The organism is Streptomyces malachitofuscus, assembly GCF_055571035.1.
On sequence record NZ_JBVIGA010000003.1, the window covers coordinates 405895 to 420102 of the forward strand.

Here is a 14208-nt window from a genome sequence, read left to right on the forward strand (position 1 = left end):
ATCTCGATGTCGAGATAACTCTAGTACACCGGGCCCGAATGGTCATGCCCGGGTTCCGGCGCGCCCTCCTCTCCCTCCCCACCCTCCCGCCATACCGCCGCGGATGCCATCAGAGCGCAGAAGCGGGGTAACCGACTGAGGCGAAGTCAGATTCAGGTACGGCCGACAGGGAGGCGTAAGGATGCCGCTCACGTTTCGCAAGAGCTTTCGGATCCTTCCGGGGGTGCGACTGAACATCAACAAGCGGTCGTGGTCCACCACCACCGGAGGCAGGAACGGCCCTCGTCACACTCGGAGCAGCACGGGTCGTCGTACGACATCGATGGATTTGCCCGGACCTTTCGGATGGCGGCGGACCACTCGGACCCGTCGGGCCAGGGGACACTGACGTCGCATCACCCGAATGGACCCCCCGAGAGGTGCCATCTCATATCTGAGATAGCCTCAACCTCATGGCAGACGACTACCTCGTACGCATCGGCAAGCTCATCCGCGACGCCCGGCAACACCGCGGCTGGACGCAGACGCAGCTCGCCGAGGCGCTCGGTACCAGCCAGAGCGCCGTCAACCGCATCGAGCGCGGCAACCAGAACATCAGCCTTGAGATGATCGCCCGCATCGGCGAGGCGCTGGACAGCGAGATCGTCTCTCTCGGCTACGCGGGCCCGATGCATCTGCGTGTGGTGGGCGGCCGCAGGCTCTCCGGCTCCATCGACGTGAAGACGAGCAAGAACGCGTGCGTGGCACTGCTGTGCGCCTCGCTGCTCAACAGCGGGCGCACGGTGCTGCGCCGCGTCGCTCGCATCGAGGAGGTGTACCGCCTCCTGGAGGTGCTCAACTCCATCGGTGTGCGCACCCGCTGGATCAACGACGGCGTCGACCTGGAGATCGTGCCCCCGGCCGAGCTCAACCTCGCGGCCATCGACGCGGACGCGGCCCGCCGCACCCGCTCCATCATCATGTTCCTGGGCCCGCTGCTGCACCGCATGGACCGCTTCATGCTGCCGTACGCCGGCGGCTGCGACCTCGGGACGCGCACCGTCGAGCCGCACATGATCGCGCTGCGCCGCTTCGGTCTGGACATCGCCGCGACCGAGGGCCAGTACCACGCCGTGGTCGACCGCGCCGTCGCCCCCGACCGCCCGATCGTGCTGACCGAGCGCGGGGACACCGTCACCGAGAACGCGCTGCTCGCCGCCGCGCGCCACGACGGCATCACCGTCATCCGCAACGCCTCGTCGAACTACATGGTCCAGGACCTGTGCTTCTTCCTGGAGGCGCTCGGCGTCAAGGTCGACGGCATCGGCACCACGACGCTGACCGTGCACGGCGTGCCCGCCATCGACGTCGACGTCGACTACTCCCCCTCCGAGGACCCGGTCGAGGCGATGAGCCTGGTGGCCGCGGCCGTGGTGACGGAGTCGGAGCTGACGGTCCGCCGGGTCCCCATCGAGTTCCTGGAGATCGAGCTGGCGGTCCTCGAGGAGATGGGCCTCGACCACGACCGCACCCCGGAGTACTTCGCCGACAACGGCCGCACGCGCCTGGTGGACCTCACCGTCCGCCCCTCCAAACTGGAGGCGCCGATCGACAAGATCCACCCCATGCCGTTCCCCGGCCTGAACATCGACAACGTCCCGTTCTTCGCGGCGATCGCGGCGGTGGCGCAGGGCAAGACCCTGATCCACGACTGGGTCTACGACAACCGCGCCATCTACCTGACCGACCTCAACCGCCTCGGCGGCCGCCTCCAGCTCCTCGACCCCCACCGCGTCCTGGTCGAGGGCCCGACCCGCTGGCGCGCCGCGGAGATGATGTGCCCGCCGGCCCTGCGCCCGGCGGTGGTCGTCCTGCTGGCGATGATGGCGGCGGAGGGCACGTCGGTGCTCCGCAACGTGTACGTCATCAACCGCGGCTACGAGGACCTGGCGGAGCGGCTGAACTCGATCGGGGCGCAGATCGAGATCTTCCGGGACATTTGATATGCGAGTGCCGCCGCACCCCGTCTGACCTGCTACTTAGCGGGACAGGGAGGAGTGCGGCGGCATCTCTGGGACTTCTCTGGGACTTTGCGCCTGCGGCGGGCTACGAGCCACGCTCCACAGGCTCTGACGACCGGCCTCGGTTACGCGAAGATCGCGTCGATGGCGGCGCTGCCTCGTGCACCAGCGCGGGGCAGGAAGTGGGAGTACTTCCGCAGCGTGAACCCGGGGTCAGAGTGCCCCAGCCAGCGTGCCAGGGAGACGACCGATTCGCCAGCCTCCAGTTCCTCGGAGGCGTAGAAGTGGCGCAGGGCGTGGAAGCCGTGCTCCCGGGACGGCTCCCACACGCGAGCGCCGTCCCTGCTGCCCTCGTCCAGCGAAGCGATCACTCCTGCCTCGGCCAGAGCGGGCTTCCACACGTAGGAGTTGAAGTAGTTCCGGTTGATGGCCTTCCGCTCACGTCCCGTCGCCAGGAGGCTGTAGGTCCTCGGCCGCCGGTGCTTGGCCTCCACCGGCGTCTCGGCCGGAGTCGGGTCGTCCCAGGGCAGCGTGACCGGCACCGGCGCGAACTGCTCCATGTGCTGCCGGATGGCCCGGGCGACGCTGGACGGCAGCGGCACGTCCCGGACCTTGCGACCCTTGGGGAGCGCGAAGCACAGCTTCGCCCGCACCATTTTGACCTGCCGCCGGACGTGCACCACTTCCTTCTCGAAGTCGATGTCGTCCGCTGAGAGCCCGAGCGCCTCCCCTTGCCGGAGCCCGAGACCTGCTCCGATCACGAGGAGGAGCCGGTAGCGATCCGGCAGGGCCTCCCGTACCGCCAGGACCTGTTCGGGCGACCACGCTTCAACCCTGCCGGGTGCCGCGGCCGGAGGGCGGACCGTGCTGGACCGGCATGGGTTGCGTCCGAGGCGACGGTCCTCGACCGCGGCCTGGAGGACGCTGGAAAGCGTCGCCCAGACCATACGGATGGAGGTCGGACCGAGGTCCTTCTCCAGCCGCTTCTTCCAGTGACGCAGGACTTCCGAACCGATGGCATTGAGCGGCAGAGCACCCAGATGGGGAACGATGTGCCGCCGCACCCTCTGCTCGATCCGCTCGATCGTGGACGGGTCACCGCTCTGGGTAGGCCACCAGTGCGTTGAGATGTAGTCCTTGAGGGAGATGGCCCCATCGCGGGGATCGACGAACTCCCCTCGGCGTGCGTCCGTCTGGGCCTGGGCGAGCCAGGTTTTGGCGTCATGGAGAACGTCGAAGGAACGGTCTTTGATGCCCGGGATGCCCTTGACGCGGTATCGGGTGCACTTGCCGTACATGGTGGTGCGATCGCGTTTGCCGGTTTTCGGGTTGGGACGCTTCTTCAACCACCGATCTTCTATGTAGCCGGCCAGGGCGAACTCCTTTGCTAGGGGGGCGACAGCGCGTTCTACGACGCTTGGGAGGCGTCAGGCACTGGTGAAGCTGGCGAAACGTTCCTGAGGTCGGGTACTGAGCGGGTTGAGGGCCGGGTTAGAGCGGGAGTCGGCTTGCTCCTGTTCGAGGACCCAAGTGTCGAGGGCTTCCACCCGGTACATGACGCGACCACGAGGGCCCATGCGGAAGCTCGGCGGTCCCTGCCGACGATGGCGCCAGACGTAGAGGGTGTGAGGTGAGAGGCCGAGGTATTCAGCGGCGTCTTTCACGGTCAGGAAGGCCGTACGTACGGCTACGGAGGAAGTCGTGGGGGCAGGCGGTATCGCCGATCGGTGCATGGCAGGGTTTCCTTGCTGGGAGAGCGAGGAGCGACAGGGGCATGGCAGCATCACCTCGCGCGGAGTGCGCCAGGACGGCCACCTGTCGGCGGCGCACGCTGCCTACGGCAAGACGCCGCAGCAGAGCTGCCCCGCGCCTCCTCTTGCCAACGCGAAGCTGCCCGCGTCCGCCACGACTCCACCGCCAAGCGCAGCCGAAAGGCGAACGTCTCAATGGTCGCGGCGATCACCGGTTTGGCTAACCGGCGATCGTCGGCTATGTTGCCCGACCGTCACGCGCCCGATGTCTGCTTGACCTTCCCGCCGGCAGGGGAAGTACGTACGAGCGAAGGGCTGCGGGCGCGCTGTCCGAGGCGACCGTTAGCCGGTCCAGATTCACCGTGACGCGGCGCTCAGGGATCCCGAGGGCCTGGGCCACCGGGTTGTTGCACCCGGATGGCGTGCCACGTGCGCATTGACGACACGATCGTCGCGGTAGCCTCGCTACAAGAGATCCTCACCGAAAAGTCCGGCCGCGCAGACGGAAACACAGAGCCCAGTAGAGACCGCAGGGTAGTCACCGGCCGTTTGGCCGTGCCCAGTCGTTCAGCCACCGAGGGCGAAGTGAAGCGAGTAGATGAGATTAACAGAATCAGACAGACGAGCCTCCCAAGGTGAAGTTACGCCAGCGGGCCAACCCTCGCGACGCCCACCCCAACCGGTTACGGGGAAGTGAGCGCAGAGGAGCGGTGACACCATCTGGCCTGGATTTTTGCGGGACGTTGTACGTTGACATGCCCTCGCGCAGCTATCCAGTCTTTCTGCGGTATTTCTTGTCTGCCGTAGGCGAATACGTCGCTTTGGAAATTCGGGAGCATCGCGGCACCGAGTCAGATTAACGAATCAAGCAGTGCATCTAAAACTGGGTAAGGCCGCCTATAAGACGAGTTGCACTCGTGAGCCACTGGTAGTGGGCTACATGATCCCCTTCCATCGCCACGGCGGCGCCCCAGCCCGGCCGCGCAAGCAGTCAATGCGGTATTGCGCCTCGCGTCGCCACTCAGGGCGGCTGGCTGCGTGCTGCGCGGCGTACGTCACCATACGCAACTCGCGTGCGCCAGCCAGGATTTCATACCCTTCCCACTTCGTAACATCAACGCCGTAGGTCTCGCAGAACGCTGCGTATTCCTCGGCAGATACCGCGCCGGTCGTGGTGAGCTTCACTGCGGTCGACACGAGATCCCACTCCGGGGGGCCGAACGAAGCGCGCTCGAAGTCGAGCAACATCGGGCCGGCCTCCGTGCGCGCCACGTTGCCGACCCATGCATCCCCGTGGACTACACACTCCGGCCGGCCCTTGGGCCTCGAAGCCCATTGCTGCTTGAGATCTTTAAGCCGGCCCTTCAGCCACAACCGGTCATCGTCAGAAGTCGTGCTCGCTGCGTCGATGCGCTCAACCAGCCGGACGAACGGGTCCAGCTCACCCAGTGGCAGGTCTGGTTTCGGCAGGGCGTGCAGTTGCTTGAGGAGCACGACGACGTCGGTGACGGTCCCGATTGCGTGTGGCGGCAGCTCTTGCCAGAACGTCACCGGGTGCCCGCTGGCTATTACCGGCTGCCGCAGGTCAAGGGCGCGTACGGCGGGCACGCCCTGGGTGGCCAGCCAGCGGGCGACCTGAACCTCGCGCGTTGCGGCGGCGGACTGGCCAGGCCGGGCGATACGCACCACCATTCCCCCGGGCAGACGCCAAATGGCGTTCTCGGCGATCCGTATCGGTTGGGCGTTGGTCGCGTCGAGGCCGGCGGCGAGGCACGCCTCCTCAAGTACGGCTTGGGTGGGCGTGGGCGAAGTAGTCACGCCTGCACCGTAGCCGCGATGCGCTCGCGCAGGTCGCTGGCCTCGGGCAGGTTCCGGTGTCGGCCTGCGAACCGGGCGAGTTCCCGCAGGTCCTCGGCGGCCCGGCAGGAAGTCAGCTTGCCGACGTCATCCAGCGCTCGGTGGCCGAGTACGACCGCGTGCCGCGGATCATCGCCTTTGGCCATGACCAGGGAAGCGAGTTTTGTCTCGGAGATGGCCCGCGAGCGGGCGAAGGCGTTGCCGTGTCCTTTGACCGCGATCTCGAAGCGGCGGGCCGCCTGCCCGGGGTCCTGGTCCGCGTGGACCGCGAGGTCGAACAGCGCGTGGGCGGTGTCGCCGTGGTGCTGGGCGTAGTCGTAGTAGGCCATCCACGGCGGATCCTGTGCCGGGTCGGACTGTTCGAACGCGGCGTCGGCTTCTCCGACCGCGCGCAGGGTGTTGGCTACGTCGCGCATCTTGCCGAAGGCGCGGGCGCGTGCCGTGTGCAGCATGGCACGCTCGGTCGCGGTGAGTCGGTCGGAGCGCACCAACCCCTTCTCTGCGTGGGTTAGGCCAGTATCCGGATCTCCGATCCAGATTTCCTGTCGGGCCATGAACGAGTACGTCTTGGCGCGCAGATGCCACTCCCCGGCTTCTTCCGCGCACTCAGCGGCCAGCCGGAAGCTGACTCGGGCATCGTCGTGGGCGTACGCGTCGAACTGCGAGGCGCCGACGACAATCCCTAACCGAGCCACCGAGGCCAGGAGTTCAGGCCGCAGGGGCTCGGGGCAGGGCACTGGCAGCAGGGAGGCTCCCCACATGATGGCGCCGCGGGCGAGTTCACGCACCGCGCCGCCGCCTCCGTACTCGTTGTCCTGGCGATGGATGACATCGGCCAGCGACTTCAGCTGCCTGATCTCGCGCGGGCGGATCTGAGTCGGGATCTCCCGGGGGGCTGCTGGGGTCACGAGGTGGACGAGGTCTATGGGGGCGATGGCGGCAAGGCCGCTCGTGGCGAGGAAGGCGCGACGGTCCACAGAGGCAGGGCTCCCGCTTGGAGGTGTTGTACTACCTCTGCCCAGGATGCGGCCTTCATGGACCTGAACCGGCACCTCCGCCCTGCCAGGGGGTGCACTTTCCGTTTCAGGACGGGCTTTTTCCGTTTGCCCGAACACCATCCCCCACGCCCGGGTGAGGACTCCGCCCGTCTGCAGGACCTCGTCCAAGCGCTCAGCCAAGTCCTTCGAACAGGTAGCAGTCCGCTTCTCGATCTTCTCAATGAGTGAACCGCTGACCTGCACTTTCGTGCCCAACTCGGCGTGCGTGAGAGGGCCGCGCTTCTTACGCCAGGTCCGCAGTTCATGGCCGAACCAGTCACGCGGGGATGCGTCCGGAGTCAATTGCTTCTCGGGTCTTGGCATGGGCTGTTCCTCGCTCGCGAAACGGAAGATCGAGGTTTCCGTATCAAGATCTGCACGCGGTCCTGTCGGCCTGGCTCAATGGTTGCTCACGGCCGCCGCCCCAGTACACACCGCATCCGGCGCCGGTTGGAGAGATTTCGTCGAACGAGGGACTCCCGTGAAGGCAGACCTGATCGAGGCTCAACAGCCCCTTACGGACAGCACAAGCGCTGCGGTCCGGACGCGTTCCGGAGCATGCGAAATCGACGTCGCTCTGACTGCCGCTGCCGTCTCGGGCGTGCGTGACCTCGTCAGTGCGTGCCTCCGTTTGTGGGGCCTGACCGAACTCGACTGGAGGGTCACTCTCACTGCGTCCGAGCTACTGACGAACGCCTTCCAGCACGCCCGCAAGGAGGATGAGTCCTCGGTTCCAGTGAAGGTCGTCCTCACCCGGACCCCCGACGGGGTCTTCCTGTGCGTCAGTGACCCGCATCCCTGGCTCCCAGCCCCCGTCTCGGCAGGCGACAACGACGAGGGCGGGCGCGGCCTGATGCTGATCAAGACGCTCAGCGACAGATACGGCTGCTCGCCCACCGCCCACGGCAAAGACGTTTGGGTCACGATCCTGCACTCCGCGTAGTCGCAATCTCCTTGCCTCTGACGAGACCCGAAAGGACCACCATCATGTGCCGGCACTCGCCGCCGTTCCCCGGCGCCGACGCGAAGGCCGACGGCGGTTCAACGTCAGCGACGCTGCGCTCGGAAGAATCGAATGACAGCTTCAGGTTGGGGCACGACCCTCGCACGAGACCCCTTCTGGGAGGGCGACGTCAGCGAGGTCGCTCGTACTTCCTGATCTACCTTCCGCACCCCCGCGGGCAGGGCGCGATGTACGCCCGCACGGGCTGCAGCTTCGTGGAGTTACGGCAAGCCTGCCTCCGGGCGCTCCGCCGGGTCGCGCCAGTAGTCGGCGAGCATCTCGCCCGGCCAGGCGGGCTGACGGACGGAACCTCGGGGCCCCATTTCCTGGAAGTAGGGGGCCAGGTCAATCACCGGCGTCCCGTCGACTGCGTCGAGGTCGGTCACCAGAAGGTCGCGGCCGTCCACGCTCAGCAGCCTCGGGTAGCTGACGGCCAACTGGTTGGGGCGCCGATGGTTTCGGTGGACGAAGGTTCCGGTCGCTGGCCACTGCACGTTACCCCTGGGGCTGCGGGCGTGGAGCTGCACGTCCTCGGGCTGTGCCAGGTGGAAGCGCCACGTCACAGTCAGGTGGGAGAACTCGTCGATTCCCAGCAGTGTTTCGAGGGGGTACGCATCGTTGAGTCGAATCACCGACTCAACCCCGCCCTGGTAGTCGTCCTGAACGCGGGTGTGTCCCCCGACGACCGTTGCGATCGACTCGACCTCGTACGACGTCACCGGTACTGGTTCCTCTCCTCGGGCAATGCTGATCCGCGGGCTGCCATGGGGCATCGAACGTCCGTGTCGCGATCAGCCTATGGCCCGAAGCATGCCGCGTGCCCGGCGGTCCAGCTCGGTGACGTGGCGGCCTCCGCGTTGCCGGACGGGCGAGAGGTCGCTCTGGATTCGGACGATGACGTCACGTGCCCGGCCGGACTGGACGCCCGTCATGGCGTCGAGTGCTTCGTTCCAGGTTGCGCATGCCTCGTCGAGGTTTCCCCGCTGCACCTGGACGGCGCCGAGGTAGCCGAGCGTCACGCTGTGGGTGCGGGCGAATTGCTGGCGCCGGCGCGTGGCCACACTCCGCTTGAAGTGGATCTCCGCGTCGCGGGGCTGACCTATGTCGCGCAGAGCGCAGGCCGTCTCGTGGGCGAGGGAGGCTTCCTGGAAGAAGCCGACGCGGTCCGGCGCCTCGGTGGTGTCGGCGCGGGCGAGGTCCCGCTCCGCGCGGCTGATAGCCGCGAGGGTTCCGGAGCGGTCGCCGTCAGCCGCGAGCGCGCGGGCGTACACGATCGCCAGCAGCGCCTTCTCGCGGTGGCTGGCCTGGCCGTAGCGGTCGCGAGACATCGAGGCGTCGGCCAGGGCCAGCGCCCTGCGTGGGTGCCCGAGGTCGACGGCCTGGTGAGCGAGGGCGCGCAGGACGTGGCCACCGAGCGGTCCGTCACCGGCCTCCGCCGCGATCCGGGCGGCGATGGTGAGGTAGCGCTGGGCGGTGCGGTGTTCGCCGGCGTCGAAGGCCATCCAGCCAGCGAGGTACGTCATCTCTGCGACGGCGGAGTGCGTGTCGCGGCGGAGCTGATCTGTACGAAATCGGCCGCCGAGCAGCGGCACCGCCTCGTCGAGCAGGTGGCTGGCGAGGGCTTTGCGGCCGGTTGCGCCGCCTCGCTGCTGGTCGCGCGCGGAGTAGTAGACCGTGAGGTCGCGGACGTCGTCGATGTCGGCTTGGGTCACCGAGCGCGAGGAGGACGGTCGGCGGTTCGCCGCTGCGGCGGGGGCAGCTGCCCACCACGAAGTGGTGGGCAGGGCGAAGCCGGCTGCGGAGTAGGCGGCGGTGGCCAGCAGCTTGCGTCGGTGCATGTCGAGATCGTCGCTTCCCAGCTCGGCCAGTGCGGTCAGAGGGTCGACGCTCCAGTCGGATCCGGTGTCGGTCGTGCCTGTCGGCTCTTCTTCCAGCCCGAGGTCGGCCAGGGAGAGCCGGCGGCCAAGCCTGCGGGACAGCGTCTCACGCAGGATATGCGGCGCTCTGCCACTCGGCTTCGTGCCGAGCACCCACATGGAGATGTGCGAGCGGGAGATCGCCTCCAGCTCACGCACTCCGCACTCCGCCGCCACGCGGGCAACGGCGGCGGCTGCTTGCGGCTGGGACCAGCCTGCTTCGCGCAGGAGTGCGGCAAGGGCGACGTTGCGGTCACGGGCCATGGACTGCCCCTCGGTTCCGTAATGATCTTTGGCGCCTTTGGCGGCCTTCCCGTCCACCAAGGCATACCCCTCGAACGGGATTCGCGGTTCGCTCAACGTAGCGGCCAGATCACTCACATCGCACGCCGACCGACGCCTCCGACGGGCGCTCTCGGCTCACTTTGGCTTGATCCGAACAGGAGTTGTGGCATGCGCCTTTCGCTGGACCCTCGCCGAGACGGCAGCCAGCTCGTGGGCGAGCGCGGGCGGCAAGCGCCCGTCACCGCGGCACCGGCGCCGGAGCGCGATCACGTGGTGGCCGCGTCGGAGACGGTGACGCTGGTACTGGGCGAAGATTCGCCACTACCCGAGAGCGCTGCCGACGTGGAGGACCTCGTTCGCCTTCTGCGCGGACACATTGCCCAGTTGGGCGCACGGACCGCTCCGCATGTTCCCGCCCTGCTGCGTGCGCAGCGGCTCTGCTCCGACAGCATCCCCGAGGGCTATGTGTCGAGCCGGGTGCACCTGGTCAGGCTCGCCAAGGCCACCCAGGAACTGACGGCTTACGTGGAACGCGGCGGCCCCGGGCCGAACGGCGGGGAGGCCGGGCGGCGTTGGCCGACGCCAACGCTCAACGTGCTGCGCGGCACCGTCTTCGCCCTCGCCCTGGCCTGCCTGATCTTCGCCGCTTCGGTGCCGCGGACATGACGGTGACCGGTGCCGTCGTCATCGCTCTGGTCCTCGGGCCGACGGCCTGGCTAATGCTTCGCGGCGAGCGGGCGGCCGACCCTGCACGAGCCGCCGAGCACCTGCCACCGCCCGGCAACGCTCCCTCTCTACCTGGCGAACACGGACCTACCTACCGCCCACCGTTCCCGGCCGCTGCGACGGCCCCGATACGGCCCCGAACTTGCGGGGCTAACGGAGATCCACACGATGAATCGGCTTCCGCGCATCGAGCAGTACGGCCTGATCGGCGACACGCAGACCAGCGCCCACGTCTGCGATGACGGTTCGATCGACTGGCTGTGCCTGCCCCGCTTCGACTCGCCGGCCGTCTTCGCCGGTCTGCTCGGCACGCAGAAGCACGGCTCCTGGCAGATCTCACCGGCCTCGTCCGCAGGCCGGTGGGGCTCAGAGAAGGTCGCTGAGCGCCAGTACCGCGGTGACTCGCTCGTCCTCGAATCGGTGTGGCGCACCCCAACGGGTTCGGTCCGCGTCCTGGACTTCATGCCGCCGCGCGACGGCACCCCACAGGTGATCCGGATCGCCGAGGGCCTGACCGGCGAAGTGGAGATGGTCTCGGCCATGCGCCCTCGGCCGGGATACGGCAGCGTCAGCCCGTGGATCCACGAGGTCGGTGGACGCATGGTCGCGGAGGCCGGCGCGGACGCTCTGTGGCTCGACACCTGCGTCCCGCAAATGGAGAAGGACGGCGTGGTCGTCAGCGCCTTCGTCATCGGCGCCGGGCAGAGCGTGGCGTTCGTGCTCAGCTGGTGCCCGTCCCACGCCGCCACGCCCGACATTCCCGACCCGGATGCCGCGCTCGCCGAGACGCTCGCCTTCTGGCAGGACTGGACACAGGAGTGCACCTACAACGGGCCCTACCGCAAGGCCGTGGTCCGGTCCTCGATCGCGCTGAAAGCCATGACCTACGGACCGAGCGGCGGGATCGTCGCGGCGCCGACCACGTCGCTGCCCGAGGAAATCGGCGGCCAGCGGAACTGGGACTACCGCTACACCTGGCTGCGCGACGCCTCCACCACCTTGGCCGCACTGCTGGGGACCGGCTACCGGCAAGAGGCTCAGGCATGGCGACGCTGGCTGCTGCGTGCCGTGGCCGGGGACCCGGAAAACCTGCAGATCATGTACGGGATCACCGGGGAGCGTGACCTGCGGGAGCGGGAGCTGCCCTGGCTTCCCGGGTACGAGGGCTCGGCCCCAGTACGCGTCGGAAACGGCGCGGCGGACCAGCTCCAGCTGGACGTGTACGGCGAGGTGATCGAGACCTTGTACGTCGCGCACCAGAGCGGTGTCGCCCACTGCGCCGACACCGCAGTCCTGCACCAGCGGCTCATCGAGCACCTGGCAGAGCGCTGGCAGGAGCCCGACGAGGGAATCTGGGAGATCCGCGGGGCCCGCCGGCACTTCGTCCACTCCAAGGTGATGGCCTGGGTGGCGGTCGACCGCACCATCCGCCTGGCCGAAGCCGGCGCGCTCGACATGGACCTGGCCCCCCTGGTCGAGCTGTGGGCGGCGATCCACCGCGAGGTCTGTGACAAGGGCTTCGACCCGGTGCGCAACACCTTCACCCAGTCCTACGGCTCCCGGGAGCTGGACGCCGCCACGCTACTTATCCCCCGCACCGGCTTCCTGCCACCCGACGACCCGCGCGTCATCGGCACCGTGGACGCGGTACGTCGTGAACTCTCCACGGCCGACGGACTCGTGTACCGGTACCCGACCCGCGGCAAACGCGCCGGGGTGGACGGCTTGACCGGCGACGAGGGCACCTTCTTCCTGTGCGACTTCTGGCTCGTCGATGGCCTCGCCCTGACCGGCCGCGTCGACGAAGCCCGCGCCTTGTTCGAACGCCTCCTCGCTCTGCGCAACGACCTTGGGCTCCTGGCGGAGGAGTACGACCCCGTCCAGCAGCGCCAGCTCGGCAACTTCCCGCAAGCATTCAGCCACATGGGTCTGATCCAGAGCGCCCGGCTCCTTCAGCACCTGACGACGGGGCCCTCCCGCCACCGCGGCGCGGTTGCAGTTCCGGCTCCCCGATCGACCTCCCGCAGCACGCGCCAGAGCGCCGTAGCCCTGACGCCGCAGCACGCATAGCCACCCACCCTGACGAGGATTCCCATGTCTGACAGCGCCTTCCCGGCACGGCCGGCCACTACCGGCCACCGCAGACGGCGGCCCCCGGTCGACGCGATCACGCTGCACCGCGCCCGCCGCGCCGTGGCACTGCCCCTGGTGCTCCTGGCCGCGGTGCTGGTCGCCGCCTACGCCCTCTGCACAGTGTCCGTGGTGGGTAGCGGCTGGATCCTGGCCGGTCTGGTGTGCGGGTTGGCTGGGGTCGGCCTGGTGACGGCTCGTGGAGCGCGCACCGTCGCCGGCGCCGTGCAGTCGACCGTGGAGAAGTCCCAGGCAGCGGCACTGGAAGCGGTCGCAGGGGCAGCGGCAGCCGTCGAGAAGTCGGTGCACTGGTCGGCGGATGAGCTGTGCCGCGGAAAACGCCCACCGTTGCCGGACCCGCAGACGCCACAGTCGCCCAATCCGAACGCCGAGATCGACAAGGCGCTGAGTGCCCTCCAAACGCAGGCGATCGCGTCGCTGATCCGCGTGCACGACGAGTCCCAGTCCGTCGTCCTCCTGGAGGTGCTGCGCCGCCTGGCCATGCGCGAGCACGCCCTGGTCGGCAAGGCGCTCCAGGCCCTGAGCCAGCTGGAGATGCTGACCGACGACCCGGAGCTGCTGGCCAAGATCTTCGAGATCGACCACCTCGTGACTCGCATGCGCCGCCAGGTGGAGAGCACGGCGGTGCTGGGCGGGCAGTCCCTGCGCAGCGTGCGCCGGCCCGTTGCCGTCACGACGGCGCTGCGCGGCGCCGTCTCCGAGGTCGTGCAGTATCCACGGGTGGCCGTCGCGGCCGGATCCGTCGGCGCCGAGCTGGGTCTTCCTGGCCATGTAGGTCCGGACCTGACGCACCTGCTGGCCGAGCTGATCGAGAACGCCTGTGAGTGCTCCGATCCGGCGACGAAGGTGACGGTGCGCGCGCAGCGGGTGGCCAACGGGCTGGCCATCGAGGTCGAGGACCGGGCCATTCCCATGCATCCTCAGACTCGGGCGCAGATGAACCACCTGCTCAAGGCCCCGGACGAGGTCGACGTCAGCGGCCAAGTTCGGGCCGGACAGCTCGGCTTGCTGGTCGCCGCGAAGATCGCCCAGTCACACGGGCTGTCCGTCCTCCTGCAGGAGAACGTGACGGGGGGCACGACCGCCCTGGTCGTCATACCGGCACGGCTCCTGGTAGCGATTGCCCCGGTCGATGACACGGGCCCGTTGCCGCCCGAGGAAGCCCGAACGTCCGGGCGTCAGCCGCAGGTTGCTGCGTCCCCTGTCGTCGCGAGAGCGGGTCAGGCCGCACGCCCCGGTGCTGCTGGGGTGCCGACCGCAGAGGCAGGTCAGTCGGCCGACGCGCCCGCCCTTCCCACGCGCACACGCCGGACGGGATCCTTCCGTGCACCACACGAGCGGGAGCAAGCCCCCGTGGCCGCACCCACGCCAGGGCTCGCAGCCGCCTTCCGCAACGGCCTCCAGGCCGGCGGGACCGCCGACGCCCCTACTGCCTCGACAGACCACCCCCGGCCCTAACCCTCCCCTTCCGCGTTCCCGGTG

The 14208-nt window shown here is 68.4% G+C and carries 12 protein-coding genes; 6 read left to right on the forward strand and 6 right to left on the reverse strand.

What is annotated here, in order from left to right; all coding sequences use genetic code 11:
* Positions 1-181 precede the first annotated feature (181 nt).
* Positions 182-388: a DUF4236 domain-containing protein gene (locus tag ACZ44S_RS06530; protein ID WP_466925139.1), complete on the forward strand. Its 207-nt coding sequence runs from the start codon at positions 182-184 to the stop codon at positions 386-388.
* Positions 389-452: 64 nt separating this feature from the next.
* Positions 453-1982, forward strand: a complete 1530-nt coding sequence (locus ACZ44S_RS06535) for a helix-turn-helix domain-containing protein (RefSeq protein WP_466925142.1) — start codon at positions 453-455, stop codon at positions 1980-1982.
* 143 nt (positions 1983-2125) lie between these two features.
* Here ACZ44S_RS06535 and ACZ44S_RS06540 read toward each other — a convergent pair whose 3' ends face one another.
* The 4 genes from ACZ44S_RS06540 to ACZ44S_RS06555 form a co-directional block, all read right to left on the reverse strand.
* Positions 2126-3346 carry a tyrosine-type recombinase/integrase gene (locus ACZ44S_RS06540; RefSeq protein ID WP_390994202.1) on the reverse strand — a complete coding sequence of 407 codons (1221 nt, stop codon included), beginning with the start codon at positions 3344-3346 and terminating at the stop codon, positions 2126-2128.
* An 81-nt stretch (positions 3347-3427) separates the two neighbouring features.
* A complete protein-coding gene (locus ACZ44S_RS06545) occupies positions 3428-3784 on the reverse strand; it encodes a helix-turn-helix transcriptional regulator (protein ID WP_390994203.1) in 357 nt (118 codons plus the stop codon).
* 903 nt (positions 3785-4687) lie between these two features.
* Complete coding sequence (locus ACZ44S_RS06550) at positions 4688-5569, reverse strand: aminoglycoside phosphotransferase family protein (protein ID WP_216717405.1); 882 nt, start codon at positions 5567-5569, stop codon at positions 4688-4690.
* The gene (locus ACZ44S_RS06555; RefSeq protein ID WP_390994204.1) at positions 5566-6969 is read right to left on the reverse strand and encodes a helix-turn-helix domain-containing protein; all 1404 of its coding nucleotides are present in this window, start codon (positions 6967-6969) and stop codon (positions 5566-5568) included. The genes ACZ44S_RS06550 and ACZ44S_RS06555 overlap by 4 nt, the downstream gene beginning before the upstream one ends.
* A 157-nt stretch (positions 6970-7126) precedes the next feature.
* On the opposite strand from ACZ44S_RS06555, the gene ACZ44S_RS06560 reads away from it, so the two are divergent.
* Positions 7127-7588 carry an ATP-binding protein gene (locus tag ACZ44S_RS06560; protein WP_390994205.1) on the forward strand — a complete coding sequence of 154 codons (462 nt, stop codon included), beginning with the start codon at positions 7127-7129 and terminating at the stop codon, positions 7586-7588.
* A 281-nt stretch (positions 7589-7869) separates the two neighbouring features.
* Here the strand turns inward: ACZ44S_RS06560 and ACZ44S_RS06565 are convergent, their stop codons facing one another.
* Both ACZ44S_RS06565 and ACZ44S_RS06570 read right to left on the reverse strand, forming a co-directional pair.
* The gene (locus tag ACZ44S_RS06565; protein WP_390994206.1) at positions 7870-8367 is read right to left on the reverse strand and encodes an SAM-dependent methyltransferase; all 498 of its coding nucleotides are present in this window, start codon (positions 8365-8367) and stop codon (positions 7870-7872) included.
* A 72-nt stretch (positions 8368-8439) separates the two neighbouring features.
* The gene (locus ACZ44S_RS06570) at positions 8440-9828 is read right to left on the reverse strand and encodes a Tat pathway signal protein (protein ID WP_390994207.1); all 1389 of its coding nucleotides are present in this window, start codon (positions 9826-9828) and stop codon (positions 8440-8442) included.
* A gap of 189 nt (positions 9829-10017) precedes the next feature.
* On the opposite strand from ACZ44S_RS06570, the gene ACZ44S_RS06575 reads away from it, so the two are divergent.
* The 3 genes from ACZ44S_RS06575 to ACZ44S_RS06585 all read left to right on the forward strand — a co-directional run bounded on the left by ACZ44S_RS06575 (position 10018) and on the right by ACZ44S_RS06585 (position 14184).
* Entirely contained in the window at positions 10018-10515 is a 498-nt protein-coding gene (locus ACZ44S_RS06575) for a DUF6415 family natural product biosynthesis protein (RefSeq protein WP_390994208.1), read from the forward strand.
* A gap of 228 nt (positions 10516-10743) precedes the next feature.
* Positions 10744-12645, forward strand: coding sequence for a glycoside hydrolase family 15 protein (locus tag ACZ44S_RS06580; RefSeq protein ID WP_466925149.1), 1902 nt, complete (start codon positions 10744-10746; stop codon positions 12643-12645).
* A 24-nt stretch (positions 12646-12669) separates the two neighbouring features.
* Positions 12670-14184 carry a sensor histidine kinase gene (locus ACZ44S_RS06585; RefSeq protein WP_216717411.1) on the forward strand — a complete coding sequence of 505 codons (1515 nt, stop codon included), beginning with the start codon at positions 12670-12672 and terminating at the stop codon, positions 14182-14184.
* Positions 14185-14208 lie beyond the last annotated feature (24 nt).

Bases quoted from the DNA above. Each gene is read 5' to 3' on its own strand.
- ACZ44S_RS06530 (WP_466925139.1), top strand. From the start codon at position 182: ATGCCGCTCACGTTTCGCAAGAGCTTTCGGATCCTTCCGGGGGTGCGA.
- ACZ44S_RS06535 (WP_466925142.1), top strand. From the start codon at position 453: ATGGCAGACGACTACCTCGTACGCATCGGCAAGCTCATCCGCGACGCC.
- ACZ44S_RS06545 (WP_390994203.1), bottom strand. From the start codon at position 3,784: ATGCTGCCATGCCCCTGTCGCTCCTCGCTCTCCCAGCAAGGAAACCCT.
- ACZ44S_RS06555 (WP_390994204.1), bottom strand. From the start codon at position 6,969: ATGCCAAGACCCGAGAAGCAATTGACTCCGGACGCATCCCCGCGTGAC.
- ACZ44S_RS06570 (WP_390994207.1), bottom strand. From the start codon at position 9,828: ATGGCCCGTGACCGCAACGTCGCCCTTGCCGCACTCCTGCGCGAAGCA.
- ACZ44S_RS06575 (WP_390994208.1), top strand. From the start codon at position 10,018: ATGCGCCTTTCGCTGGACCCTCGCCGAGACGGCAGCCAGCTCGTGGGC.
- ACZ44S_RS06580 (WP_466925149.1), top strand. From the start codon at position 10,744: ATGAATCGGCTTCCGCGCATCGAGCAGTACGGCCTGATCGGCGACACG.
- ACZ44S_RS06585 (WP_216717411.1), top strand. From the start codon at position 12,670: ATGTCTGACAGCGCCTTCCCGGCACGGCCGGCCACTACCGGCCACCGC.